The sequence below is a fragment of the Achromobacter sp. EG18 genome (assembly GCF_059759395.1).
In genome coordinates this window covers 4,810,318-4,836,735 of record NZ_CM186213.1, presented here as the reverse complement: position 1 = coordinate 4,836,735, position 26,418 = coordinate 4,810,318, and the positions used below count along the sequence as shown (strand labels likewise).

General features: G+C 67.2%; 24 protein-coding genes. 5 read left to right on the top strand and 19 right to left on the bottom strand.

The window, feature by feature from the left end:
* Both AC6CR5_RS22255 and AC6CR5_RS22250 read left to right on the top strand, forming a co-directional pair.
* Positions 1-906 (top strand): prolyl oligopeptidase family serine peptidase, encoded by a 906-nt coding sequence (locus AC6CR5_RS22255; protein ID WP_026385153.1) that lies wholly within the window; start codon positions 1-3, stop codon positions 904-906.
* A gap of 33 nt (positions 907-939) precedes the next feature.
* Positions 940-2,067, top strand: coding sequence for a M20 family metallopeptidase (locus AC6CR5_RS22250; protein WP_047993053.1), 1,128 nt, complete (start codon positions 940-942; stop codon positions 2,065-2,067).
* A gap of 84 nt (positions 2,068-2,151) precedes the next feature.
* Here AC6CR5_RS22250 and ppk2 read toward each other — a convergent pair whose 3' ends face one another.
* Positions 2,152-3,072, bottom strand: a complete 921-nt coding sequence (gene ppk2, locus AC6CR5_RS22245) for a polyphosphate kinase 2 (protein WP_054443752.1) — start codon at positions 3,070-3,072, stop codon at positions 2,152-2,154.
* A gap of 157 nt (positions 3,073-3,229) precedes the next feature.
* Here ppk2 and dapD point away from each other — a divergent pair, with 157 nt between their 5' ends.
* Positions 3,230-4,210 carry a 2,3,4,5-tetrahydropyridine-2,6-dicarboxylate N-succinyltransferase gene (dapD, locus tag AC6CR5_RS22240; RefSeq protein ID WP_053499010.1) on the top strand — a complete coding sequence of 327 codons (981 nt, stop codon included), beginning with the start codon at positions 3,230-3,232 and terminating at the stop codon, positions 4,208-4,210.
* Between the two features lie 29 nt (positions 4,211-4,239).
* Here the strand turns inward: dapD and AC6CR5_RS22235 are convergent, their stop codons facing one another.
* A complete protein-coding gene (locus AC6CR5_RS22235) occupies positions 4,240-5,172 on the bottom strand; it encodes a GlxA family transcriptional regulator (RefSeq protein WP_054439362.1) in 933 nt (310 codons plus the stop codon).
* A gap of 128 nt (positions 5,173-5,300) precedes the next feature.
* Here AC6CR5_RS22235 and AC6CR5_RS22230 point away from each other — a divergent pair, with 128 nt between their 5' ends.
* On the top strand, positions 5,301-6,137 hold the full coding sequence (locus AC6CR5_RS22230; protein WP_173000697.1) for an SDR family NAD(P)-dependent oxidoreductase: 837 nt from the start codon (positions 5,301-5,303) through the stop codon (positions 6,135-6,137).
* Here AC6CR5_RS22230 and AC6CR5_RS22225 read toward each other — a convergent pair.
* Positions 6,104-6,943, bottom strand: a complete 840-nt coding sequence (locus AC6CR5_RS22225) for a class II glutamine amidotransferase (protein ID WP_006386776.1) — start codon at positions 6,941-6,943, stop codon at positions 6,104-6,106. The two genes, AC6CR5_RS22230 and AC6CR5_RS22225, sit on opposite strands and share 34 nt — an antisense overlap.
* Before the next feature lie 138 nt (positions 6,944-7,081).
* Here AC6CR5_RS22225 and AC6CR5_RS22220 point away from each other — a divergent pair, with 138 nt between their 5' ends.
* Positions 7,082-8,140: a threonine aldolase family protein gene (locus AC6CR5_RS22220; RefSeq protein WP_047993056.1), complete on the top strand. Its 1,059-nt coding sequence runs from the start codon at positions 7,082-7,084 to the stop codon at positions 8,138-8,140.
* Between the two features lie 24 nt (positions 8,141-8,164).
* Here the strand turns inward: AC6CR5_RS22220 and AC6CR5_RS22215 are convergent, their stop codons facing one another.
* The 16 genes from AC6CR5_RS22215 to AC6CR5_RS22140 form a co-directional block, all read right to left on the bottom strand.
* Positions 8,165-8,992 carry an AraC family transcriptional regulator gene (locus tag AC6CR5_RS22215; RefSeq protein WP_006386774.1) on the bottom strand — a complete coding sequence of 276 codons (828 nt, stop codon included), beginning with the start codon at positions 8,990-8,992 and terminating at the stop codon, positions 8,165-8,167.
* Between the two features lie 72 nt (positions 8,993-9,064).
* Positions 9,065-11,128 carry a UvrD-helicase domain-containing protein gene (locus tag AC6CR5_RS22210; protein ID WP_026385150.1) on the bottom strand — a complete coding sequence of 688 codons (2,064 nt, stop codon included), beginning with the start codon at positions 11,126-11,128 and terminating at the stop codon, positions 9,065-9,067.
* A 55-nt stretch (positions 11,129-11,183) separates the two neighbouring features.
* Complete coding sequence (locus AC6CR5_RS22205; RefSeq protein ID WP_238874725.1) at positions 11,184-13,289, bottom strand: primosomal protein N'; 2,106 nt, start codon at positions 13,287-13,289, stop codon at positions 11,184-11,186.
* A 362-nt stretch (positions 13,290-13,651) separates the two neighbouring features.
* On the bottom strand, positions 13,652-14,725 hold the full coding sequence (gene hemE / locus AC6CR5_RS22200) for a uroporphyrinogen decarboxylase (protein ID WP_006386771.1): 1,074 nt from the start codon (positions 14,723-14,725) through the stop codon (positions 13,652-13,654).
* Positions 14,726-14,894: 169 nt separating this feature from the next.
* Entirely contained in the window at positions 14,895-15,671 is a 777-nt protein-coding gene (locus AC6CR5_RS22195; RefSeq protein WP_026385149.1) for a hypothetical protein, read from the bottom strand.
* A 190-nt stretch (positions 15,672-15,861) separates the two neighbouring features.
* Entirely contained in the window at positions 15,862-16,287 is a 426-nt protein-coding gene (locus AC6CR5_RS22190; RefSeq protein WP_006386769.1) for a F0F1 ATP synthase subunit epsilon, read from the bottom strand.
* 9 nt (positions 16,288-16,296) lie between these two features.
* The gene (gene atpD / locus AC6CR5_RS22185) at positions 16,297-17,697 is read right to left on the bottom strand and encodes a F0F1 ATP synthase subunit beta (RefSeq protein ID WP_024067547.1); all 1,401 of its coding nucleotides are present in this window, start codon (positions 17,695-17,697) and stop codon (positions 16,297-16,299) included.
* Positions 17,698-17,740: 43 nt separating this feature from the next.
* A complete protein-coding gene (gene atpG, locus AC6CR5_RS22180) occupies positions 17,741-18,646 on the bottom strand; it encodes a F0F1 ATP synthase subunit gamma (protein ID WP_006386767.1) in 906 nt (301 codons plus the stop codon).
* Positions 18,647-18,745: 99 nt separating this feature from the next.
* On the bottom strand, positions 18,746-20,287 hold the full coding sequence (gene atpA / locus AC6CR5_RS22175; protein ID WP_006386766.1) for a F0F1 ATP synthase subunit alpha: 1,542 nt from the start codon (positions 20,285-20,287) through the stop codon (positions 18,746-18,748).
* 31 nt (positions 20,288-20,318) lie between these two features.
* Positions 20,319-20,858, bottom strand: coding sequence for a F0F1 ATP synthase subunit delta (locus AC6CR5_RS22170; protein WP_006386765.1), 540 nt, complete (start codon positions 20,856-20,858; stop codon positions 20,319-20,321).
* 12 nt (positions 20,859-20,870) lie between these two features.
* On the bottom strand, positions 20,871-21,341 hold the full coding sequence (locus AC6CR5_RS22165) for a F0F1 ATP synthase subunit B (protein ID WP_006227275.1): 471 nt from the start codon (positions 21,339-21,341) through the stop codon (positions 20,871-20,873).
* Positions 21,342-21,483: 142 nt separating this feature from the next.
* A complete protein-coding gene (atpE, locus tag AC6CR5_RS22160; RefSeq protein ID WP_003815363.1) occupies positions 21,484-21,726 on the bottom strand; it encodes a F0F1 ATP synthase subunit C in 243 nt (80 codons plus the stop codon).
* Positions 21,727-21,844: 118 nt separating this feature from the next.
* A complete protein-coding gene (gene atpB, locus AC6CR5_RS22155) occupies positions 21,845-22,726 on the bottom strand; it encodes a F0F1 ATP synthase subunit A (protein ID WP_006386764.1) in 882 nt (293 codons plus the stop codon).
* Positions 22,727-22,813: 87 nt separating this feature from the next.
* Positions 22,814-23,227: an ATP synthase subunit I gene (locus AC6CR5_RS22150; RefSeq protein ID WP_026385148.1), complete on the bottom strand. Its 414-nt coding sequence runs from the start codon at positions 23,225-23,227 to the stop codon at positions 22,814-22,816.
* 542 nt (positions 23,228-23,769) lie between these two features.
* Positions 23,770-25,326 carry a DUF1254 domain-containing protein gene (locus tag AC6CR5_RS22145; RefSeq protein ID WP_047993062.1) on the bottom strand — a complete coding sequence of 519 codons (1,557 nt, stop codon included), beginning with the start codon at positions 25,324-25,326 and terminating at the stop codon, positions 23,770-23,772.
* Between the two features lie 292 nt (positions 25,327-25,618).
* Positions 25,619-26,395 (bottom strand): enoyl-CoA hydratase, encoded by a 777-nt coding sequence (locus tag AC6CR5_RS22140; protein ID WP_006386761.1) that lies wholly within the window; start codon positions 26,393-26,395, stop codon positions 25,619-25,621.
* Between the last annotated feature and the right edge of the window lie 23 nt (positions 26,396-26,418).

Sequence of the window (26,418 nt, the reverse complement as noted above, 5' to 3'; positions counted from 1 at the left end):
ATGAAACCCTCTGACATGTCCAACGTGGACCGCATCGCCATCGAAATGGGCCATGCCGGCCGCAACGCCATCACCTATATCGACGAGGATCGCAATTCCGATCGCCCGTTCAAGCTGCAGACCTACCGCCCCTACGGCTACACGCCGGACCGCCCGGTGGTGATCGTGCAGCACGGCGTGCTGCGCAACGGCGACGAATACCGCGACTTCTGGGTCGAGGCCGCCGACAAGCACAAGCTGCTGATCGTGGCGCTGACCTTCTCCAACGAGATCTGGCCGGGCGTGGAAAGCTACAACAACGGCCGCGTGTTCTCGGCCGGCGGCAACCCGCGCCACATCGACGGCTGGACCTATGCGCTGGTCGGCAACGTGATCCGCGACATGATCGCGGCCGAGATCACCGATGGCGAGAACGTCTACCTGTTCGGCCACTCGGCCGGCGGCCAGTTCGTGCACCGCCTGATGAGCAGCCAGTCGCACGCGCCGTTCAAGGCGGTGACCGCGGGCAACCCCGGCTGGTACACCCTGCCGACATTCGATTATCCGTTCCCCGAAGGCATGGACGGCGTCGGCCTGACCGAAGACCACCTGGTCAAGCTGCTGGCCTATCCGATGACCATCCTGGCCGGCGACCAGGACATCGCCACCGACGACCCCAACCTGCCGTCGGAACCGGCCGCCATGCGCCAAGGCCCGCACCGCTTCGCCCGCGCCCACAACTACTTCGAGGCCGGCCGCAAGGAAGCCGAGCGCCGCGGCGTGCCGTTCAACTGGACGCTGCAGGTGGTGCCCGGCATCGGCCACGACGGCCGCGCCATGTCCGCGGTCTGCGCCAGCCTGTGGTTCGAGGGCGGCATGCCGAGCGACGCCGAGCTGGCGCGCCTGGCCGGCCAGCAGGTCGCTTGAACGTTCCCTTTCATTCCCGCTAGCAGAATCGCCATGTCCACTTCCCGCACTGAACAACTCGTCGCCGGCATCCAGAGCTGGCTGCAATGCGAATCGCCCTCGAACTTCCCCGACGGCATCGCCGCCATGGCCCGCATCATCGCCGACTACGCCGCCGCGGCCGGCCTGACGGTGGAACTGTCGTCGCTCGGCCCCGCCACCGGCCCGCTGCTGTACGCCACCAACCGCGCCGCTGGCGACACCCGCCCCGGCATCCTGATCCTGGCGCACATGGACACGGTGCACCCGGTCGGCACGCTGCTGGAGAACCCGGTGCGCATCGACGGCGACCGCCTCTACGGCCCCGGCAGCTATGACATGAAGGCCGGCATCTACCTGGCGCTGACCGCCCTGGCCGGGGTCGCCCGCCCCGGCGCGACGCAACTGCCGGTGGACTTCCTGGTGGTGCCCGACGAGGAAACCGGCAGCCACGCCTCGCGCGCGCACATCGAGCGTTTCGCCGCCAACGCCAAGTACGCGCTGGTGTGCGAACCGGCCCGCCCGAACGGCGGCAAGTGCGTGACGGCGCGCAAGGGCACCGGCATGCTGAACCTGAACGTCAAGGGCCGCCCGGCCCACGCCGGCATGCAGCACGAGAAGGGCCGCAGCGCGATCCGCGAAATGGCGCACCAGGTGCTGGCGCTGGAAGCGATGACGGACTACGAGCGCGGCATCACCGTGAGCGTGGGCACCATCGCCGGCGGCACCGTGACCAACACCGTGCCGGCGCTGTGCCGCTGCGTGGTGGACTTCCGCGTGCCCGACATGGGCGCGGCCGAAGACGTGCTGCGCCGCATGCGCGAGCTGTGCGCGGTGGGCCCGGACGTGGAACTGGACATCGACGTGGAACTGAATCGCCCGCCGATGGTGAAGACCGAGGAAGCCGCCGCGCTGCTGGCGCTGGTGCAGGGCTACGCGGAACGCGCCGGTTTCCTGCTGGAAGACGCGCCGATGACCGGCGGCGGCAGCGACGCCAACTTCACTTCGGCCATGGGGATTCCGACGCTGGACGGCCTGGGCGCCGATGGCGACGGCGCGCACACGCTGAACGAGTACATCCTGGTATCGACGCTGGAACAGCGCCTGAAGTTCTGGGAGCTGCTGTTGAAGGAACTGGCGTAACGCCGGTCCGATGAAGCGGCGGGCCGTGGCCACGGCCCGCCCGCATCACGCGCCCGCGCGGTGCGCAGCGCGGGCGGCGCCCGCCTAGTACTTCTCCGGCACGAACATCTCTTCGGGCACCGGATGGCGCAGGTAGTCCTCGTGATGGACGCGTTCGGGCAGCACCACGTCGGCATGTGACACCGCCTGGTAGGGCACCTGTTCCAGCAGGTGGCTGATGCAGTTCAGCCGCGCCTTCTTCTTGTCGTCGGCGCGCACCACCCACCAGGGCGATTCCGGAATGTGCGAGCGCTCCAGCATGACTTCCTTGGCCTGCGTGTAGGCCTCCCAGCGGCGCCGGCTTTCCAGGTCCATCGGGCTGAGCTTCCATTGCTTGAGCGGATCGTCGATACGGCTCTGGAAGCGCGATTCCTGTTCATTGTCCGACACCGAGAACCAGTACTTGATGATCTGGATCCCGCTGCGCACCAGCATCTTCTCGAATTCGGGCACCGAACGGAAGAATTCCTCGTACTCGGCATCGCTGCAGAACCCCATCACGCGCTCCACCCCGGCCCGGTTGTACCAGCTGCGGTCGAACAGGACGATCTCGCCGGCGGCGGGCAGGTGCGCGGCATAGCGCTGGAAATACCATTGCGTGCGTTCGCGCGAGGTCGGCGCGGGCAGCGCGGCGACCCGGCACACCCGCGGATTCAGGCGCTGCGTGATGCGCTTGATGACGCCGCCCTTGCCGGCCGCGTCGCGCCCTTCGAACAGCACCACCAGGCGGTGGCCGCCATGCATCACCCAATCCTGCAGCTTGACCAGCTCGCCCTGCAGCCGCAACAGCTCGCGAAAGTACAGCCGCCGCTGCGCGTGCCAGCTGCCGCCGCCGGCGGCGCCATTGCCCACCCGCCAGTCGTCCAGTTCCATCTCCAGCTCTTCGTCCAGGCTATCGATCAGGTCTTCCTGCAGGCGCATTTGGCGCTGCAACGCATCCGTATCGCGTTCGAGCCCATTCTCCATGGCGGCCTCCCATTGTCGTTTCAGTCGTCGGCGCACGCGCCGTGCGCCCGGATCTGCGCTAGGGTGGCTGGCGAATGTGACAGGCGATCAAGGCCCCTGCCCGCGGTCAACTGGCCCTAAAATGTTCGCCGAGAGAGGCCCAGCAGAAAAACACGCCATGCAAGAAAACCCCGCAAGCAGCGCCATCGCCTACGGCCTGGCCACGATCGCCGCCGACGGCGCCATCCTGGACACCTGGTATCCGCGCCCGTCCCTGGCCGACCACACGCCGGCGGGCGGAACCCGACACCTGACGCCGGAGGAGGCCCGCGCGGCGCTGGGCGAGCACGTGCCCACCTCGCTCGGGCGCGACACGCGGCGCAAGGTCGACATCGTCGCCGTGCGCACCGCCATCGCCTCGCTCGACGCCCCGCCCGCCGACGCGCATGACGCCTACCTGCGGCTGCACCTGCTCAGCCATCGGCTGGTCCGGCCGCATGGCGTCAACCTGGACGGGCTGTTCAACGTGCTCGCCAACGTCGCGTGGACTTCGGCCGGGCCGTGCGCCGTCGACCAGGTCGAGGCGCTGCGCTGGCAACTGCGCGCCACCGGGCAGGTCCTGGAGATTCGCGGCGTCGACAAGATCCCGCGCATGACCGACTACGTCGTGCCCGCCGGCGTGCGCATCGCCGACACCGCCCGCGTGCGGCTCGGCGCGCACCTGGCGGCCGGCACCACCGTGCTGCACGAAGGCTTCTGCAACTTCAACGCCGGCACCCTGGGCGCGTCGATGGTCGAGGGCCGCATCAGCGCCGGCGTCATCGTCGACGACGGCACCGACATCGGCGGCGGCGCCTCCATCATGGGCACCATGTCCGGCGGCGGCAAACAGGTCGTGGCGATCGGCAAGCGCTGCCTGCTGGGCGCCAACTCCGGCATCGGCATTTCGCTGGGCGACGACTGCGTGGTTGAGGCCGGCTGCTACATCACCGCCGGCACGCGCGTGCTGACGCCGGAAGGCGCGGTGGTGAAGGCCGTGGAGCTGGCCGGCCAGCACGGGCTGCTGTTCCGCCGCAACTCGCAGACCGGCGCGGTCGAGACGCTGGTGCGCACGGCGGCCTGGGGCACCTTGAACCCGGCGCTGCACACGGGGCATTGATCGGGCGGGCCCGCGGCGCGGCGCCGTCGTCAGGCGTGCAGCAACCGCCGCATCGCCTGCGGCGACTGGCCGAACGCGCGCAGAAAAGCCTTGCGCATGCGGTCGCGGTCGCCAAAGCCGGTTTCGCGCGCCACCACCTCGGCCGCGTGGCGGCCGGACTGCATCATGTCCTGCGCCGCTTCCAGCCGCAGATGTTCCACCGCCTTGGCCGGAGACTGGCCCGTTTCCTGGCGGAACACGCGGCTGAACTGGCGCGGGCTCAAATGCGCGGCGCGGGCCAGTTCCTCCACCGACAATTCCGCCTTCAGGTTGGCCTTGGCGTAGGCCAGCGCCGTCTGCACCCGGTCGGACTTGGCATCCAGCTCCAGCAACGCCGAATACTGCGACTGCCCGCCCGCGCGGCGTTGCGTCAGCACCAGCTTGCGCGCCACGGCGCGCGCCATTTCCGCCCCCAGGTCCGCTTCCACCATGGCCAGCGCCAGGTCGATGCCCGCGCTCATGCCCGCTGACGTCCAGATCGGGCCGTCGGCCACGAAGATGCGGTCCTCGTCCACCTTGACGCGCGGGTACTCGCGTTGCAGGCGGCGCGCATAGAACCAGTGGGTGGTGGCGCGCCGGCCATCGAGCAGGCCGGCCTGCGCCAGCACGAATGCGCCGGTGCACATCGAGGCGCAGCGGCGCACCCGCCGGCTGGCGCCGCGCAGCGCGCGCAACAGGCTGTCGGAAGCGCCTTCGGCAGTGTTGTCGCCTGCGACGATCAAGGTGTCGAAGGTGCGTCGCCCCAGCCCGATGGTGTCCTGTGCGAACCCCAGCGAACTGGCCACGGGGCCGCCATGCTCGGACACCAGGACGACCCGATAGGCCGGCTCGCCGGTCTGCCGGTTGGCCATCTCGAAGACGGCGCTGGCCGCCAGGCTCATGAGCTGGAACCCAGGGTGCAACAGGATCGCGATGGTTTTCATGGCGGCGCCGTCCGTTCTTGCCGTATGTCCGAAAAAGACGTTTCTATGTCATTGAGGATATTCCATCCCGACTCTACTCTGCAAGCGTACCGGCACAACCCGCCGTCCCTCTATTCGGAGCACATCTCATGAGCAACACTCCGCTTGGCAACATTCCCGGCCGCGCCCTGGTCACCGGCGCCTCATCCGGCATCGGCGCGCGCTACGCCCATCATCTGGCCCTGCGCGGCCACGATCTGACGCTGGTGGCGCGCAACGTCGAACGCCTGGAAACCCTGGCCGCGCACCTGCGCGCCGAGACCGGCCGCGACGTGCGCGTGCTGCCGGCCGACCTGTCCCGGGCCGACGGCGTGCAACGCGTGGCGCAGGCGCTGCGCGAGGACGACACGCTGACCCTGCTGGTGAACAACGCCGGCATCGGCGCGGTGGCGCCGCTGCTGCAATCCGAGCCCGGCCAGATGCAGGCCATGATCGACCTGAACATCAGCGCCCTCACCCACCTGACCATGGCCGCGGCGCCCGCCTTCGTGGCGCGCGGTGGCGGCACCATCATCAACATTGCGTCGATCGTCGGTCTGCACCCCGAGCTGCTGAACGGCGTCTACGGCGCCAGCAAGGCCTATGTGCTGGCCTACTCGCAGTCGCTGCGCCACGAACTGGCGGACAAGGGCCTGCGCGTCCAGGCGGTGCTGCCCGGCGCCACCGGCACCGAGTTCTGGGACCTGGCAGGCAGGCCGGCCAGCGAGTTGCCGGCCGCCATCGTGATGAGCGCGGACGACATGGTGCGCAGCGCCCTGGCGGGCCTGGACCAAGGTGAGTTCATCACCATTCCTTCGCTGACCGATCCGGCCCTGCTGGAACGCCTGGAAGCCGCGCGCCAGGCCCTGGGGCCGGAGCTGTCACGCAACACGCCAGCGCCGCGCTACGGGCTTCAAGCGCCCGGCGGCACCGGCACGAACGGATAGTGATCCACCCGGCCGCGGCCGGCGATGATGGCGGTGGATTCGGGCACCTCTTCCCAGGCGCCCGGCATCTCGCTCAGCGGCTCGGACAGCAGCAGGAAGGCGTCGTCGTCCAGCGCCGCGACCTTCGGGTCGTCGGGATAAAGCTCGCGCAGGTGCCGCACGCAGGTGTTGTGGAACAGCGTGCGCGAATCGCGCTCGCTGGAATAGCGCACCGCGATCAGGCGCTCGCCGTCCAGGGCGCAGACCGTCATGTTGATCGGCCGTGCCACGCCGTGGCGCCGGCCGGTTTCCTCGACCGCCCCCACCATGCGCGCCAGCGCCGGCAGCGGATCTTCTTCCAGGCCGAAGGTCAGCGCCAGCAGGAACATCACCTCGGAATCGGTCGACCCCTCCAATGAACCGAAATACGCGGGCGCGATCATCAGCATCAGATCGCGCCGCAGCAGCGGATAGTCGCGGATCACGCCGTTGTGCACGAACAGCCAGTTGCCATGGCGGAACGGATGGCAATTGGTTTCCTGCGCCGGCGTGTCGGTGGCGGCGCGGATGTGGGCCACGAACAGCGGCGAATGGATGGCGCGCGCCGCCTCGCGCAGGTTGCGGTCGTTCCAGGCCGGATGCACGCTGCGGTAGCGGAACGGCGGTTCGGGCGGCCGGCCGTACCAGCCCAGGCCGAAACCGTCGCCGTTGGTGGTGGTGGCGCCCATGCGCGCATGCAGGCTCTGGTCGATCAGCGAGTGCGTGGCCTTGAACAGCACGCTCTCCATTTGCAGGGGACTCCCGGTATAAGCCAGCCAGCGGCACATGATGCGCTCCTTGGAAACCGGCCCGGCCAGTGGCGGCGGGCCGGTCCCAGTGTAGGAGCGGGGCGCAATTTTCTACAAGTCGGCGCCGTCCGGGCCGGGCATAGTCCGAGGCTTGTCTGTATCGCCGGAGCATCCGCCTTGGACACCCCCGCCTCATCTTCGCCACAGCTGGGCTTCGCCAGTGACAACACCGCCGGCGCCAGCCCGCAGATACTGGCCGCGCTGCTGCACGCCAATGAGGGACAGGCCCCCGCCTACGGCGCCGACGACATCACCCTGCGCGTTGAACGCCGCCTGGCCGAGATCTTCGAGCACGAGGTCGACGTGCTGCTGGTGCCCACCGGCACCGCCGCCAATTCGCTGTCGCTGGCGGCGCTGACGCCGCCCTGGGGCAGCGTGCTGTGCCATGCGCACAGCCACATCGCCAACGATGAATGCGGCGCGCCCCAGTTCTACAGCGGCGGCGCGCGCCTGGCGCTGCTCGATGGCGCCGCCTCCAAGCTCGACCCCGGGCAGCTGGCGCATGAAGCGCACCGCAAGGCCGGCGACGTGCATTCGATGCCGCCCGCCTGCGTCAGCATCACCCAGGCCACCGAGACAGGCAGCGTCTACTCGCTGGACGAGATCCAGGCCATCGGCGCCATCTGCCGCGACGCCGGGCTGCCCCTGCACATGGATGGCGCGCGCTTCGCCAATGCGCTGGTCAGCCTGGGCTGCACGCCCGCGGAAATGACCTGGAAGGCAGGCGTCGCGGCGCTGTCGTTCGGCGCCACCAAGAACGGCGTGCTGGGCGCCGAGGCCATCGTGCTGTTCGAGCCGGGGCGCGCCACGGAACTGGCCTACCGGCGCAAGCGCGGCGGCCACCTGTTCTCGAAGATGCGGCTGCTGTCGGCGCAGATGGAAGCCTATCTGGCTGACGACCTGTGGCTGGACAATGCGCGCCAGGCCAACGCCATGGCGGCGCGGTTGGCGGCCGGCATGGACGGCCTGCCCGGCGTGGCCTTGCAGGGACCTGTCCAGGCCAACATCCTGTTCTGCCAGCTGCCCGCCGCGGCCATCGACGGCCTGCTGGCGCAGGGCTTTCGCTTCTACCATGACCGCTGGGGCCCGGGCGTGGCGCGGCTGGTCACCTCGTTCAGCACCCGCGAGCAGGATGTCGATCATTTCCTGGCGGCATTGCGGGCGCTGGCGCGGTAGGAATGCCCCGGGGCTGTGCCCCGCTCAAGCCGCGCGCCGGTAGGCCGAGGGAGGCACCCCATAGGCGGCGCGGAAGGCCCGATTGAAATGGCTTTGGTCGTAGAAGCCGACATCGGCCGCGACCTGCGCGATCGTGGCTGGCGCGCGCGCCAGCGCGGCGCAGGCCCGTTCCAGGCGCAACCGCGTCAGCCAGGCGTGCGGCGTCAGGCCCACCGACAGCGCGAAGCGGCGCAGGAACTGGTAGCGGCTCAGCCCGCACAGCCGGGCCAGGTCTTCCAGCCCGATCTTGTCGCCCAGATGGCCCTGGCAGTAGTCCAGCACCATCCGCTGGTGCGCGAGCGACAGGCCGCCGCGCACCGCCTGCGGCGCCACCGTGCCGGTGCGCGCGAACAGCGCGCCCATCAATGCCAGCGACGCGGCCTCGTGCGCCAGCGGGCCGGCGGCCGCGTGCGCCATCCAGGATGCATGCAGCGCCACGAAGCGGGCCGCCAGCGCGCGATCCTCGATCAGGGTGCCCAGGAAGCGTTCGTCCGGCGCGCCGCCCGATACCTCGGCGATGAAATCGCGCATCAGCTCGGGCGCGATGCGGAAGGTCTTCAGGGTGTACGACTGGCCATAGTCGGCCACACCGGCACCGTCATGCACCTCGCCGGGAGGCATCAGGGCGATACCACCCGGCCCGAGCAGCGTGCTGCGGCCACGGAAGGTCTGGCGCTGCACGCCCTGGGTCACCAGGCCGACGTGATAGTCGACGTGGTAGTGCCGGTCGAACTGGAAGTCGACCAGGCGCGCCACGCCCAGCACCAGGCCGGGCGTGCCGGACACCGCTTGGTAACGCACATCGTCCTTCATCGTTGGCGCCATGATGCAAAGCGGCAGGTATAGGTCCTGGACGCGCCTCCCGTCATGTAATTTATTGCGGCGCTATTTCTTCAGCAAGGCCTTGAGCATGGCCATGCGCTCCTTGGGATTCATGGCCGCGGTGGCCTCGTCTTCCTGAATGCCCGGGGCGTCCAGGCCCATTTCCTCGATGAAACGCGACGGCTCGCGCACCAGATCCTCGCGCGCGCGGCGGCGGCGCTTGCACCAGCTCAGGTTAAGGCTGCGCTGGGCGCGGGTGATCCCCACGTACATCAGCCGCCGTTCTTCCTGGATGCGGGTGGCCAGGTTCTCGGCGGCGCGCGCCGGGTCGCCGACTTCGTCGTCCTTGCCCAGGTGCGGCAGCAAGCCTTCTTCGACGCCCGCCAGGTACACGTGTGGATATTCCAGGCCCTTGGAGGCATGCAGGGTCGACATCTTGACCGCGTCCGGCTCCTCTTCCTCGCCCCGTTCGAGCATCGTCACCAGCGCCACGTGCTGCACCAGCTCGAACAGCGACATGTTGTCCTCTTCGGCCTTGCGCTTGAGCCAGCCGGTCAGTTCCAGCACGTTCTGCCAGCGGGTCTGCGCCGGGCGTTCGTCGAACAGCTCGAACAGATGGCGTTCGTACTGGATCGCCTGCACCAGATCGTCCAGGATCACGCCGGCCGGCTCGGCGGGCGCGCCATCGGCGCCGGCGGTGGCGCCACGGCCGGCGCGCCACTGCATGCGGCGGATGAATTCGGTGAAGGTGCGCAGCGGTTCGAGCTGGCGCGGCGCCAGCAGGCTTTCCAGCCCGGTCTCATCGACCGCCGCCAGCAGCGACAGCTCGCGGCTGGCGGCATACTGGCCCAGCGTCTGCAGCGTGGCCTGGCCGATGCCGCGCTTGGGCGTGGTGGCGGCGCGGATGAAGGCCGGATCGTCCTCGTCGTTGGCCAGCAGCCGCAGATAGGCCAGGATGTCGCGCACCTCGGCCTTGTCGAAAAAGCTCTGGCCGCCCGCGATCGTGTACGGGATCTTCAGGTTGCGCAGCGCCTGCTCCAGGATGCGCGACTGGTGGTTGCCGCGATACAGGATGGCGAAGTCCTTCCACTGCGCCTGGCGCTCGAAGCGCGAGGCCGAGATTTTCATGGCGATGGACTCGGCCTCGTGCTCCTCGCCGTCCATCGCCGAAACGACGATCGGCTCGCCCACGCCCAGGTCCGACCACAGCTTCTTCTCGAACAGCTTGGGGTTCTTCTCGATCACCTGGTTGGCCGCAGCCAGGATGCGCTGCACCGACCGGTAGTTCTGCTCCAGCTTGATGAGCTTGAGGTTCGGATAGTCGGTGGTGAGCTTGGCCAGGTTCTCGATGGTGGCGCCGCGCCAGGCGTAGATGGCCTGGTCATCGTCTCCCACCGCGGTGAACATGGCGCGCGGGCCGGTCAACAGCTGCACCAGGCGGTACTGGCAGACGTTGGTGTCCTGGTATTCGTCGACCAGCAGGTAACGCACGCGGTTCTGCCAGCGCGTGCGCACCTCTTCGTTGTTGGCCAGCAGGATGGCCGGGATGCGGATCAGGTCGTCGAAGTCCACCGCCTGGTAGGCGGCCAGCGTGGCGGCGTAACTGCGGTAGACGTTGGCCGCCTCGACGTCGCCCGGCGTGATGGCTTCGCGCGCGGCATCGTCGGGTTCCATCAGCGCGTTCTTCCACAGCGAGATGATGCCCTGCACATGGCGCAGGCGGCCCTTGTCGGTGGTGGCCAGCAATTCCTGGATGATCGCCATGGCGTCATCGGCGTCGAGGATCGAGAACGTCGGCTTGAGACCCGCGTTGCGCGCCTCTTCGCGCAAGAGCTTCACGCCCAGCGAGTGGAAGGTGCTGATGGTCAGGCCCTTGCCCAGCTTGCGGTCCACCAGCGTCCTGACGCGCTCGTCCATTTCGCGCGCTGCCTTGTTGGTGAAGGTCAGCGCCACCACGTTGCGGCCCATGTAGCCGCATTCGCGCAGCAGGTAGGCGATCTTCTGCGTGATGACGCGCGTCTTGCCGCTGCCGGCGCCGGCCAGCACCAGGCAGGGACCGTCCAGGTACAGCACCGCCTCTTTCTGCGCGGGGTTCAGGCCGTGGCCGATGGGTTCGTGTGCGGACATGGGATTCGGGGAAAGGGGAACGACATAGAGTAATCGGACGGGCGCGACGCGCGGGTCAGATTTCCAGCGGGTCGACCTCCAGCTGCCAGCGCACCCGGGCCTCGTTGGCCAGGTACGGCAGGTGGTGCGACCACGACGCCAGGAAGGCCTGCAACGCCGGGCGGCTGGCGCTTTCCACCAGCAGCTGGGCGCGCTCGATATTGGCCACCCGCACCACGCGCAACGGCACCGGGTCGTACAGCATGATCGCGTCCAGCCCCGGGAAATCGGCGGCCCACTCGCCTTCGGGCAGGGCGCGCGCCTGTTGCAGGAAAGCCTGCGCCACCGCCAGCTCGCGCGCCTCGGCCGTCAGCAGGGCCTGGTAGGCGAACGGCGGCAGGCCGGTGCTTTCGCGCTCTTGCAGCGCATGGCGCGCAAAGCCCGCGTAGTCGTGGCGCAGCAGCGCCTGGTACACCGGCTGCTCGGGATAACCGGTCTGGATGATGACCTGGCCGTTGCCCTGGTGGCGGCCGGCGCGGCCCGCCACCTGCATCAACTGGGCGAACAGGCGTTCGGGCGCGCGGAAGTCGTGCGCGAACAATGCCGAATCGGGGTTGAGCACGCCGACCAGCCCGAGCCGCGCGAAGTCGTGGCCCTTGGACACCATCTGCGTGCCGACCAGGATGTCGACCTCGCCCGCATGCACCGATGCGAACAACGCCTCGGCGCTGCCCTTCTTGCGGGTGCTGTCGGCGTCGATGCGCAGGATGCGCGCCGCGGGGAACAGTTCGGCCAGGTGTTCCTCGACCCGCTGCGTGCCGCGCCCCATCGGCGCCAGGTCCTGGTCGCCGCATTCGGGACAGGCATGCGGCACCGGCGCCTGGTAGCCGCAGTGGTGGCATTGCAGGCGGTGGCCGCGGCCGGCGGCGCGGTGCAGCACCGTGAAGGCGGTGCAGCGCGGGCAATTGCTGACCCAGCCGCAGGACTGGCAATGCAGCACCGGCGCGTAACCGCGGCGGTTCAGGAAGATCAGCGACTGTTCCTTGCGCGCCAGCCGTTCGCCCAGGGCCTCCAGCAACTGCGGCGACATGCCGTGCTTCATCTGCAGGCGGCGGGTGTCGACCAGCTTCATGGCCGGCAGCGAACTGGCGCGGGCGCGCGCCGACAGCGCCAGCCGCAGGTAGCGGCCGCGCTCGGCATGCTGCCAGGTTTCCAGCGACGGCGTGGCCGAGCCCAGCACCACCGGAATGTCGAGATCATGGGCGCGCCACACCGCCAGGTCGCGCGCGGAATAGCGCAGGCCGTCCTGCTGCTTGTACGAGGCGTCGTGCTCTTCGTCGACCACGATCAGGCCCAGCTCGCTCATGGGCGCGAAGATCGCCATGCGCGTGCCCAGCAGCATGCGCGCCTGGCCACGCTGCGCGCGCGCCCAGGCCTGCAGCCGTTCGCCATCGGACAGGCCGCTGTGCAGCACCGCCAGGCCGTCCGGTCCCAGCAGGCCTTCCAGCCGGGCGCGCAACGCGCCTTCCAGCTGCGGCGTCAGGTTGATTTCCGGCACCAGCAGCAGCACCTGGCGGCCCGTGGCCAGCACTTTTTCGGCGGCGCGCAGGTAGACCTCGGTCTTGCCGCTGCCAGTCACGCCATACAACAGCACGGGCTTGAACCTGGCGAGCCCCGCGATGGTGTCCACCGCTTGGCGCTGCGCATCGTTCAGTTCGGGCGGCTGGTCGGCCGTGACCGGGGCGCGGACCGCCTTGCGCTTGCGTCCGTCCAGCCGCGCCACCGGGCCGCCGGCCGAGCGCTTGCCCTGGTAGGCGGTCGGCTTGCGCAGCGGCGGCGGCAGCGGCGGCAGCATCACCTCGCCCAGCGGCCGCTGGTAGTACTCGGCGGCAAAGCGCGCCAGGCGCAGCCAGCCTTCGTCAAAGGGCGGCAGGTCGCGCAGCACTTCCTCGATCGGCTTGATCTGCCTGGGCTCGTAGGACGGCTCGGCCGGGTTGTCCACCACCACGCCGATCAGCTTGCGGCGGCCGAACGGCACGATCACCCGCAGGCCGGCGGCGATCGGCTCGTGGTGGCGGTAATCGAATGGGCCGGGCAAGGGCACGTCCAGCGCGACGCGCACCCAGCAGACCGCCGCGGGCGCGGCCGGCGTGGATTCGACCAGCGCGAAGACTTCAGACATGGAGGAGAAAACGGAACATGGACGGTGCGGGCCCGCAAGTCGGGAAAACGGTGTCGGGAAAATGGGCCGGGCCGGCCAGAGGGGATTGTCGCCTCAACCCCTTCCAGAACGCCAGGGGAAGCCTGTGGATAACTTTGGGGAAAAGGCCGGGGCAACGTTAAATATTGGAATAAGGCAAGATTGCATCAAGTCTTGCAATCCTGTTGAAAACTTATTTTATTCCATTAAAAACAACGACTTGTACAAACTTCCAAGATTGTAAAATAGCTTATAAAGGGTTTTCCCCGAGCGCAATCTTGCTGTGCACAACTGCGCTCGGAAGGCCTCGACGCCCGGCCCTGCGGGCCGAAGCGTTCACTCACTTACCCTCTGAGCGAACGGCTGTGACGGTGGACTTCATCCACCAATTCCGCTACCGCGTCTGGGGGAGTGAAGCGCGAAATGCCATGCCCCAGGTTGAACACATGCCCACCTTTGCCCACCGGCCCGAAAGCGTCCAGCACGCGGCGAGCCTCGGCGCGGATGGCGTCGGCGCCGCCGAACAGGGCCATCGGGTCGAGGTTGCCCTGGAACGCGACGCAGTCGCCGGTGCGGCGCCGCGCCGCCGCCAGGTCGACGGTCCAGTCCAGGCCCACGGCGTCGCAGCCGCAGGCGGCGATGTCTTCCAGCCACTGGCCGCCGCCCTTGGTAAAGACAATGGCCGGCACGCGGCGGCCTTCGTGTTCGCGCGTCAGGCCGGCCACCACCTTGCGGGTGTAGGCCAGCGAAAACTGCTGGAACAGACCGTCGGCCAGCACACCGCCCCAGCTGTCGAACAGCATGACGGCCTGCGCGCCCGCCGCGATCTGGGCGTTCAGGTATTGCAGCGTGGCTTCGGCGTTGATTTCCAGGATGCGGTGCAGCAGGTCCGGACGCGAATACAGCATGGTCTTGATCAGCCGGTAATCGTCGCTGCCCTGCCCTTCGACCATGTAGCAGGCGATGGTCCAGGGACTGCCGGCAAAGCCGATCAGCGGCACCTTGCCGTCCAGGTCGCGGCGGATGGTGCCGACGGCATCGAACACATAGCGCAGCTTGTCCATGTCGGGCACCGCCAGGCGCGCCACGTCGTCCTCGGTACGCACCGGACGGGCAAAGCGCGGTCCCTCGCCTTCGGCGAAGTCCAGGCCCAGGCCCATGGCGTGCGGCACGGTCAGGATGTCGGAAAACAGGATGGCCGCGTCCAGGTCGAAACGCTCCAGCGGCTGCAGCGTGACTTCCGAGGCGTAGTCCGGATTCTGAGCCAGACCCATGAAGGAACCGGCCCGGGCCCGCGTCTCGCGGTATTCGGGCAGGTAGCGGCCCGCCTGGCGCATCAGCCAGATCGGGGTGTAGGGCACGGGCTCGCGCAGCAGCGCGCGCAAGAACACATCGTTCTTCAAGACGGAAGCGGACACGACTATCCTCGATGATCGGAAGCCGTGATTTTACTGCCCCAAGCTGACAGGGTGCGGCGCGCACGCGATCCGGGCTTGCCGTGACGCAAGCCGCCGCGCTTTCGTCACGGGTTGGCGACACGCGGCGCCGCGACCGCCGCGCAACCGCTGCCGGGCAGGGCCGCCGGCGCTAGTCTCGCGCCTGCTCGGCCTGCCGGCGGTAGGGTCCGGCATCGATGCCATGCTTGCGCATCAGCGCCCAGAAAGCCCGCCGATGCTTGCTGGAGGCGCGCGCGGCGCGCGCCACGTTGCCCTGGTGGCGGGACAGCGCCAGGCGGATATAGTCGGATTCGAAACCATCGACCACGCGCGCCTTGGCCTGCCGGAAGGGTTCCTGGGCTTCGCGGCCCGGCTGGTAGCGCATCCCCGCCAGCCCCTGTTGCAACACCTGCCGCGGCACCCGCGGCCGGACGTCGGCCGCGCCAACGGCGCGTGGCGCGGCGGCGGCGTATATCACGCCGGGTTCTTCCACCAGGCCGCCCGGCAGGGGCGCGCGCCGCGCCAGCCGGCCGAGCCGCACGCGCAGGCTTTCCAGGCAGTACGGCGACGCGATGAAATCGGCGGCGCCCAGGCGCAGCAGGTCTTCGATGGCGGGCGCGGTCATGTCGTGCACCAGCAGCAGGATGGGCGTGGCAAGCGTGCCGCGGGCCTGCTGCAAGGACATGCGGGTCCACGCCAGCGAAGCCGGCGCGACCGGCAGGACGCAGTGATCGTAGCGGCGCAACCCCACCGCCAGTCCCGCCAGCGCGTGCGTATCCGGACCGCCCGGACCGCTGCCCGGCAGCCGCAGGTGCACCAGGTGCAGACGCACCCGCGCCAGCCGCGGCTGGTCGCGCGCGACCCAGTCGCCCATGGCGGTTTCGTGGCCGGGCGCCAGCAGCACCCCGCAATCCATGGTTTCTCGCACGCCACCCTCCAGCTTCGAATTGCAATGCCTGAAGGCTACCGGCGCGCCAGCCGGGCCGCCATTCGTAGCGAACGCAGGCCGGCCTGCGGCTGACCGAGGGGTTGCGCAGCCGTGGCCGCGCAAATGAAAAAAGCGGCCCATGGCCGCTTTTCCCGGATCCGGGGCGAACCCCGGCAGGTCATGCTTGCGCTCAGTGCGAGCGGCCGCCTTGGCGCAGCTTGCGCGCCGCGATGGCTTGCGCCGCCAGCATGGCCAGCTCGGCCTCGACAACCGCGATGTCCGCCTTGTCCTTGGCGTTGGCCAGGGCCTCTTCGGCGCGCTTGCGCGCTTCCAGGGCACGGGCCTCGTCCAGGTCGGCGGCGCGGATGGCGGTGTCGGCCAGGACCGTCACGCTGCCCGGCTGCACTTCCAGAATGCCCCCGGCGACGAAGATGTTCTCCTCGCCTTGGTCGGCACGGACGATCTTGACCGTCCCGGGGCGTACGCGCGAGATCAGCGGGGTGTGGCCGGGCAGGATGCCCAGCTCACCCGCCTCGCCAGGCAGCACCACGAACTTCGCCTCACCGGAGAAGATCGCTTCCTCTGCGCTGACGACATCCACATGCAGGGTAGCCATATCGGTTCCTTATTGCAGTTTCTTGGCCTTCTCGAAGGCCTCGTCGATCGAGCCGACCATGTAGAAGGCCTGTTCCGGCAGCGCATCGCACTCGCCGTTCACGATCATCTTGAAACCACGGATGGTTTCGGCCAGCGGCACGTACTTGCCGGGCGAACCGGTGAACACTTCGGCCACGTGGAACGGCTGCGACAGGAAACGCTGGATCTTGCGGGCGCGGGCCACGGCCTGCTTGTCTTCCGGCGACAGTTCGTCCATGCCCAGAATCGCGATGATGTCGCGCAGTTCCTTGTAGCGCTGCAGCGTCTGCTGCACGCCACGGGCCACGGCGTAGTGCTCTTCGCCGACGACTTGCGGGTCGAGCTGGCGGCTGGACGAGTCCAGCGGGTCCACGGCCGGGTAGATACCCAGGGCGGCGATGTCACGCGACAGCACGACGGTCGAGTCCAAGTGCTGGAAGGTGGTGGCGGGCGACGGGTCGGTCAAGTCGTCAGCGGGCACGTACACGGCCTGGATCGAGGTGATCGAGCCGGTCTTGGTGGACGTGATGCGCTCTTGCAGCTTGCCCATTTCCTCGGCCAGCGTGGGCTGGTAGCCCACCGCCGACGGCATACGGCCCAGCAGCGCCGACACTTCGGTACCGGCCAGGGTGTAGCGGTAGATGTTGTCCACGAAGAACAGGATGTCGCGGCCTTCGTCGCGGAACTTCTCGGCCATCGTCAGGCCGGTCAGCGCCACGCGCAGACGGTTGCCCGGGGGTTCGTTCATCTGACCGAACACCATGGCGACCTTGTCCAGAACGTTCGACTCTTCCATTTCGTGGTAGAAGTCGTTGCCTTCACGGGTACGCTCACCCACGCCGGCGAACACCGACAAGCCGCTGTGCTGCTTGGCGATGTTGTTGATCAGTTCCATCATGTTGACGGTCTTGCCCACGCCGGCGCCGCCGAACAGGCCGACCTTGCCGCCCTTGGCGAACGGGCACACCAGGTCGATAACCTTGATGCCGGTTTCCAGCAGTTCCACCGACGGCGACAGCTCGTCGAAACGGGGAGCCGGCTGGTGGATGCCACGCTTTTCGTCGTGCTGGATTTCGCCAGCTTCGTCGATCGGGCGGCCCAGCACGTCCATGATGCGGCCGAGCGTGCCGGTGCCGACCGGCACCGAGATCGGGGCGCCGGTGCCGGCGACCTTCATGCCGCGGCGCAGGCCGTCGCTGGAGCCCAGGGCGATGGTACGCACCACGCCGTCACCCAGCTGTTGCTGCACTTCCAGCGTCAGACCCTTTTCGGCGAACGAGGAACCCTCGTCGACCAGAGTAAGCGCTTCGTAGATCTTGGGCATTTGATCGCGGGGGAACTGAATATCCACCACGGCGCCGATGCACTGAACGATGGTTCCGTTGCTCATGTCGATTCCTTGCTTGATAGCTTTTGACGGGATGCTGCCTGCCTCAGACGGCGGCAGCGCCCCCTACGATTTCCGAAATTTCCTTGGTGATCGCGGCCTGGCGGGTCTTGTTGTAGACCAGCTGCAGATCGCCGATGACCTTCTTGGCGTTGTCCGACGCCGCCTTCATGGCGACCATCCGGGCCGACTGCTCCGAAGCCATGTTCTCGGCCACGGCTTGGTACAGCAGGCCTTCCACGTAACGCTGCAGCAGGTCGTCGATCACGCTACGAGCGTCGGGTTCGTAGATGTAATCCCAGCTGTAATCCGATTTCACTTCCGAAGTCTTGGCCAGGCTTTCGGCGCCCGTCTGGTACGGATCTTCCAAACCGCTGGCCAGGGGCAGCAGACGCAGGAACAGCGGCTCCTGCTTCATCGTGTTGACGAAGCGGGTCGAAGCCACGTACAGCGCGTCGATGCGGCCTTCCAGGTAGGCGTCCAGCTGCACCTTGATCGCGCCCAGCAGGCGATCCAGTTGCGGCTTGTCGCCCAGTTGCACTTCCTGGGAAACCAGCTTGGCGCCGATACGGGACAGCACGCCCACGCCCTTGTTGCCGAAAGCGGTCGCTTGAACGGCGATGCCGTTTTTCTCGAACTCTTTCAGCTTCGACAGCACCACGCGGGTGATGTTGGTGTTCAAGCCGCCGCACAGACCCTTGTCCGTCGTCACCATGACCACGCCGACCGCCTTGACTTCGCGCTCGACCAGGTACGGGTGGCTGTACTCGGGGTTGGCCTGCATCAGGTGCGCGGCGATCTCGCGCACCTTGGTGGCGTACGGACGGCCCGCGCGCATCCGCTCCTGCGCCTTGCGCATCTTGGATGCGGCGACCATTTCCATCGCCTTGGTGATCTTGCGCGTGTTTTGCACGCTCTTGATCTTGGTTCGGATTTCCTTAATTCCGGGCATTGCGCTTTCCTGTGAAGACTGGCCGATGGGTTGGCGCTTGCGCCTCAACCATCCGATAAGGATGGGTGAGGCGCAGCTGACGCCTAACCCATCACTTTCTTAAAAAGCACCGTGCTTCTTGAATTCCTGGATGGCGGCGGCGAGTTCGCCTTCGTCGTCCTTGGACAGTTCCTTGGTGTCTTCGACGCGCTGGATCAGGGCGGCGTGCTTGGCCTTGAGCTGGTCCTTGAGCGCCTTTTCGAACGACAGCACCTGGGCCACGTCCACGTCATCCAGGTAGCCGTTGTTGACCGTGTACAGCGTGACGGCCAGTTCCCACACCTGCAGCGGCTGGTATTGCGGCTGCTTGAGCAGTTCGACCACGCGCTTGCCGCGCTCGAGCTGGCGACGGGTGGCGTCGTCCAGGTCCGAGGCGAACTGCGCGAAGGCGGCCAGTTCACGGTACTGCGCCAGGTCGGTACGGATACCGCCGGACAGCTTCTTGACGACCTTGGTCTGGGCGGCGCCGCCCACGCGCGACACCGAGATACCGGCGTTGATGGCGGGACGCACACCAGCGTTGAACAGGTCGGTTTCCAGGAAGATCTGGCCGTCGGTGATCGAGATCACGTTGGTCGGAACGAAGGCCGACACGTCGCCCGCCTGGGTTTCGATGATCGGCAGCGCGGTCAGCGAGCCGGTCTTGCCCTTGACGGCGCCATCGGTGAACTTCTCGACGTAGTCTTCGTTCACGCGGGCGGCACGTTCCAGCAGGCGCGAGTGCAGGTAGAACACGTCGCCCGGGTAGGCTTCGCGGCCCGGCGGACGGCGCAGCAGCAGCGAGACCTGGCGGTAGGCCCAGGCTTGCTTGGTCAGGTCGTCATAGACGATCAGGGCGTCTTCGCCGCGATCGCGGAAGTATTCGCCCATCGTGCAGCCGGCGTAGGCGGCCAGGTACTGCATGGCGGCGGAGTCCGAAGCCGAGGCGGCCACGACGATGGTGTATTCCATCGCGCCGTGCTCTTCCAGCTTGCGCACCACGTTGTTGATCGTCGAAGCCTTCTGGCCGATGGCGACGTACACGCAGGTGACGCCCTTGCCCTTCTGGCTGATGATGGTGTCGACGGCCACGGCGGTCTTGCCGGTCTGGCGGTCGCCAATGATCAGTTCGCGCTGGCCACGGCCGATGGGAACCATCGAGTCGATAGCCTTGATGCCGGTTTGCAGCGGCTGCGACACCGAGCGGCGGGCGATAACGCCGGGGGCCACTTTTTCGATGATGTCGGTGGCCTTGGCGTTCACGGGGCCCTTGCCGTCGATCGGCTCGCCCAGCGTGTTGACCACGCGGCCTTTCAGCTCGGGGCCGACCGGCACTTCCAGAATGCGGCCGGTCGTCTTGACCGCGTCGCCTTCGGACACGCCGGTGTAGTCACCGAGAATAACGGCGCCGACGGAATCACGCTCGAGGTTGAGCGCCAGACCGAAGACGTTGTTGGGGAATTCGAGCATTTCGCCCTGCATCACGTCGGACAGGCCGTGGATGCGGGTAATACCGTCGGTCACGGACACGACGGTGCCCTGAGTACGGACATCAGCCGAAGCGCCCAGGCCCTCGATGCGGCTCTTGAGCAGTTCGCTGATCTCGGAGGGATTGAGTTGCATATTGACTCCTGGAATCCTGTTAGTGCTGCCTTTAAGCGGCGAGCGTATCGCGCATGCGGGCCAATTGGGCTTGTACGGAAGTATCGAGCACCTGGTCCCCGACGGCCACGCGCACGCCGCCGATCAACGACTGGTCGACGGTGACGACGGGCTTGAGCTTCAGGCCGAATTTCTTCTCGAGGGCGGCGACCAGTTCTTGGACCTGGGCGTCGCTCAGCTCGAACGCGCTGGTGATTTCCGCCTGCGCCGTGCCGTCGTGACGGTTCCGCAGCACCACGAATTGCGTGGCGATCTCGGGCAGCAGCAGCAACCGGTCGTTTTCGACCAGCAGCTCGATGAAATTGCGGGCGGCCTGGGGCAGTTCGGCCTTCACCAGGCCGGTGAACAGCTCGACGCGCTGCTTGTCACCCAGACGCGGATCGGCCATGGCCTCGCGCACGTCGGGGTTGGAGGCGACCTGCGACAGCTCGCTGACCAGGTCGGCCCAAGCCTGCAGGCCCGCCTTGTCGTCGCGCGCGGCGGCGAACAGGGCTTCGGCGTACGGCCTGGCAACAGTGGAAAGTTCAGCCATGACGGTCCCGGATTAAAGCTGCGCGCGAAGCTGGTTCAGCAGCTCGGCGTGGGCGCGGGCGTCAACCTCGCGCTTGAGGATCTGCTCAGCACCCTTGACGGCCAGCGCGGCGACGTCGTCGCGCAGCGAATCACGGGCGCGCTGGACTTCCTGCGCGGCATCCTGTGCAGCTTGCGCCACGATGCGGGCACGCTCGGCTTCCGCTTCACGGCGGGCCTGCTCGATCAGGGAGGCGGCTTGCTTCTCGGCCTCGATGATGCGGGCGTGGTTTTCGGACTTGGCAGAAGCCTCGATCAGACTGACACGCGCCTGGGCCTGGGCCAGATCGGCCTTGCCCTTCTCCGCGGCGGCAAGGCCGTCGGCGATTTTTTGGCGGCGCTCGTCCATCGCCTTCGTCAGAGGAGGCCACACGAATTTCATCGTGAACCAGCCCAGAACGAAGAACACGAGCATCTGGAAAATGATCGTCGCGTTCAGATTCACGGTCGTTCCTTTAACACCTTGCGGCTCCGACGGCGCCCGGGACGGGCAACGCGGAGCACTCGATACTTTGCCGGCCGGCGACGGGGCTCAAGCCCGCATCGCCGCCAGCGTCATGACCCGCCTTTTCGCCGGCGGGCGTGCCTTAGCCGACGAACGGGTTGGCGAAGGCGAACAGCATGGCGATACCCACGCCGATCAGGAATGCCGCGTCGATCAGGCCAGCCAGCAGGAACATCTTGGTTTGCAGAGCGTTCATCAGTTCAGGCTGACGAGCCGAAGCTTCCAGGTATTTGCCGCCCATCAGTGCGATGCCGATGCAAGCGCCGATAGCGCCCAGACCGATGATAAGACCGCAAGCGAGAGCAACGAAAGCGACGTTGGTCATGACAACTCCTTGGTTAGAAATCTGAAGTCAAAAAATAAAAAGATTGGGGTACTGCTCAATGCAAGATGATCTTGCTATCCAGCGCCGGCCGGGTGGCCGACGCCGGAAATTCGGGGGATCAGTGGCCTTCGTGCGCCTGGCCGAGGTACACCAGGGTCAGCATCATGAAGATGAAGGCCTGGAGCAACACGATCAGGATGTGGAAGATGGCCCAGATCGAGCCGGCCAGCACGTGGCCGATTCCCAAGCCGATGCTGGCGCCGTTGAAACCGGTCCAGGCACCGCCCAAGAGGGCGATCAGCATGAAAATCAATTCGCCGGCGAACATGTTGCCGAACAACCGCATGCCCAGCGACACGGACTTGGCGGCGTATTCGATCAGGTTCAGCAGCAGGTTGAACGGAGCCAGGACGAGGGCGCCCAGGCCATGCGCATGGAACGGCGCGGTGAACAGTTCCTTGACGAAGCCGCCCGGGTGCTTGATCTTGATGCCGTAGTAGAACATCAGCAGCAGCACGCCCAGCGACATGCCCATCGGCACGTTCAGGTCGGCGGTCGGCAGCACGCGGTGGTAGTAGAGGGGGTCGCCATGGTGCGCGCCCAGGCCGGTCAGTCGCCAGATCGACGGCATCAGGTCGACGGGCAGCAGGTCCAGCGCGTTCATCAGGATGATCCAGAGGAACACGGTGAGGGCCAGCGGAGCGATGAAGAGGCGGCTCTTGGCATTGTGGACGATGCCCTTGGCCTGGTCGTCGACCATGTCGACGATCATTTCCACGAAGGCCTGGAAGCGGCCCGGGACGCCGGCGGTCGCGCGGCGGGCGGCGCGCCACAGGAAGAAGATGACGATCAGGCCCGTCAGGCCGGACCAGAACAACGAGTCGTAGTTGATGATGTCAAACTGAGCAATTGCAGTCTGTTTTTCGCCCGTATTGTTCAGGTGCACCAGGTGGTGCTGAATATAAGCGGACTGAGGCGACACGTCGCTGGCAGCAGCCATTTGAATCCTACCCTATTTGCTGTATGCCCGAGCCCTTGCGAGCCGGACGATTCCACGATTCCGTTTGCCGTAACCTACCCGGCAGCGCTATGACAACTTGCGGAACATCAAAAGCAGGAGATATCCCTTCAGGGTGAGTATCAGACCCAGCAGCGCGGCGGGCCAGACGAGGCTGTCCTGCGCCACACGCGAAAGCAGCCACAACAGCAATGCCGTTGCGAACAGCTTGATCAACTCACCAGAGAGAAAGGTAAAGGGACTGGCTTTACCGGCCCGAACACTGACAGCCAGGCGCAATGCGAACAACGCATTGGGTATGAAATACGCTCCTGCCCCCGCCAGCGCCGACCAACCTGCCGCCGCCCCTCCGACAACCCCCGCTATTACTGCTGCTGCGAGCCCCATGGCGCCTTGCGCCGCCAGTGCCAACAGGAGACCGCGGCCCGCCTGAGCATTCAGCGCCGCGCGATCCGCGTCACTGAGAACCAGCACCCGGTCCACCGGATCCTGACCCGCCAGAACCTGGCGTGCCTCGCCCTGTTGCGCAACGGGCTGGTTCATTCCACAGGACTCGTCCCGGGCCTTTCCACCCCAACCGCGCGCAGGTTCGTGCCGCACTGTGTTCTGCTGCATCAAACTTCCCCGCCTAAAGCCGTCGTACTAAAAGCCGTCTCAGTAGCCACGATCACTAGCAGCCACGCATGCATTACCAGCCGCGCACACTAGCCGTCCTACAGCCTTCATACGAGCCTTGCCCCTGTCAGAACCGGCGAAATCATCGCCCTGTGTTCTTATCCCGCAAGCGTCAAACCCGCAGAGTATAGCGTGTTTTTTTTTACCCGAGCAAATGAACTTTAGGGGGTTTGTAAGGCGACAACAGGCCCGGCCGGACCGCGCGTCGCGACGGAAATTGGGGACGTGAATGACGCCGGCCAACGCGCCAAAGCGCGGGCGCTCGGGACAAGAAAAAGCGGCTCCCGCAGGAGCCGCGCGGAGCTGCCCGGCCGGTGGCGCCCACACGCCGCCCGGCCGCGCGCAGCGCGTCAGTCTTCCTTGACCGGCGGCGGCGCCCACAGCCCGTCCAGCGCCACGTCCTGCGGCCAGTACAGGCGCATGCTGAGCAGGAACGGGCCATCGGCGGCCGGCGTGGCCAGCCAGTTGGAACGCTTGCGCTCGCCCGGATCGCGGCGCTGGATGTAGATGTCGAGCGAACCGTCGGCGTTGTACTTCAGGTCGTCGGTACTGCGCAGCGCGTAGCGATTGGCGGGGTTGTCCGGGAAGCCGTGCTTGTCGTTATAGACATGCAGCGACCAGAAGGCATTGGCCGGCGGCAGCTGGCCCTTCTCGAAGTGCAGCACGTAGTCTTCGTTCGAGTTGAGCGCGCGGCCCTTGTTGTCGGCCACCGTGACCGGATAGAGCACGTCTTCCGGCGTCGGCGCGCCCAGGCCGGCGTAGGCGATGGCGGCGCGGCGCGTGTAGTCGGTGCCGTAGGTGCCGATGCCGGTGAGCACGGTGTTCCAGCCATTGATCGGCGTGGCCAGGCGCGACACGCCGTCGGCGATGCGGCGGCCGGCCAGCGGCTGCGCGTCGGCCAGGGCCTGCTGCACGGTGGGGCTCAGGCGCCCATACGAAAACGGCTGGCGGCTATCCAGGCCGATGCGGCGCATGCGATCGAGCATGGGCGTGTCATTGGCATGCGGCGGGTTGTTGCGCAGCACGTCGAAGAACAAGGTGAAGAACGACGCGGCGTCCATGCTGGCGGCCTGCTCGGCCGGCGTACCTTCCGGCAGGTTCACCGGCATCGGCATGGGCACGTCGCTGCCGATCGGGGCCGAGCCGACGCCCGGGCCGGTCTGCGGATAAGGCGAGGCGCCGCCGGCGCCACGATGACGGCCGGGCACCGGCGCCGCCGCCGCCACCATCGGACTGGCCGTCATGTTGGCCTGGATCTGGTTGACCCCGGCGTAGTCCTGCGGACCGCTGGTCTGGGTCCAGCCGATCAGCCAGCCGGTCGAGGTCGGGCTGTGGATCACGTCCATGCCCGGCGGCAACGCGCCCTGCCAGTTCGGGCCGACGATGGCGAACGACTGGGCGCCGGGGCCGTTGGTGCGCGTGCCACGCGAGGCGAACACGTCGCTCCACATGTCCAGCGCCGACAGTACCGTGTAGCGCTTGCCGGTATCCGGCAAGCGCACGATCAGCGGCGCGCGCGACACGTCGAACCACAGGCTGGAATACAGCGCGTCGGCGCTGGGCCACGGCGTATCGGCGGCGCGCGGGTCGGGGAACGCGGCCTTGTGGCCGAACTGGTTCATCGGCGCCTTGCCATCGAGCGGCGACTGCACGGCGGTGGCCTTGCGGCGCGCCAGTTCCATCAGCACCATGGGATAGGCGTAGACGTACGCATCGATCGCGGTGTCGCGCAATTCCTGCGCGCTCATCTGCGGCGCGGGCGCGGCGGCGGCGGGATACGGCGTTTCGGACACCAGCCGCAGCGTCGACCGCGGCGCTTGGGCTTGCGTAGCGGTCACGAAGCAGACGCTCAGCGCGCCCGCGAGCGCGGCGGCGGACCACCGGCGATTGAAGGGGGAAGTACGCATGCAAGGCTCCTTGTTGCTATTGTTTGCAGACGAGCCGCCGCGCATGAGGCTTACCAGTTCGGGCAAGCCTCTCTGGCGCGGCACCTCGTTTTCAGAGTGACGCCTTTTCAGGATAGGGCCGATCCCTGCAACAAGGTGCTGTCCAAAAGTTTCAAGGCGCAACGCCCGCGCGGAATCGCGCAGCCATGAAAAACGCGCCCGGGGTGGGCGCGTGTCGGAAACAGGGCGTCGAACGCGGATGCCCTGAACCTGGCATGCCCGGCCCGGGGGGCCGGAACGGGCGTAACAGGAATTAACGGTGTTTGAAGTCGGGTTTGCGTTTTTCGGTGAAGGCGGCCATGCCCTCCTTCTGGTCCTCGGTGGCGAACAGGGAATGGAACACGCGGCGCTCGAACAGCAGGCCTTCGTTGAGCGAACCCTCGAAGGCGCGGTTGACGCATTCCTTGGCCATCATGACCGACGGCAGCGACATCGACGCGATCACGGTGGCCGCGTCCATGGCTTCTTCCATCAGCTTGTCGGCCGCAACGACGCGCGACACCAGGCCGGCGCGCTCGGCTTCCTCGGCGCCCATCATGCGGGCGGTCAGGGCCAGGTCCATGGCCTTGGCCTTGCCCACCGCGCGCGGCAGGCGCTGCGTGCCGCCGGCGCCGGGGATGACGCCCAGCTTGATTTCCGGCTGGCCGAACTTGGCGGTGTCGGCGGCGATGATGATGTCGCACATCATGGCCAGTTCGCAGCCGCCGCCCAGGGCGTAGCCGGCGACCGCGGCGATCACGGGCTTGCGGATGCGCTTGAGGGTTTCCCAGTTGCGGGTGATGTATTCGCTGCCGTACACGTCCATGTACGACCAGTCTTTCATGGCGCCGATGTCGGCGCCCGCGGCAAAGGCCTTTTCACTGCCGGTGATGACCACGGCGCCGATGTCCGCGTCCGCCTCGAAAGCCAGCAGCGCCGCCCCGAGTTCGTTCATCAGTTGATCGTTGAGCGCGTTGAGCGCCTTGGGGCGGTTCAGCGTCAGCAGACCGACGCGGCCGCGGGTTTCGACCAGCACAAACGACTCGCTCATTACCTGTCTCCAGAGGATGGGAT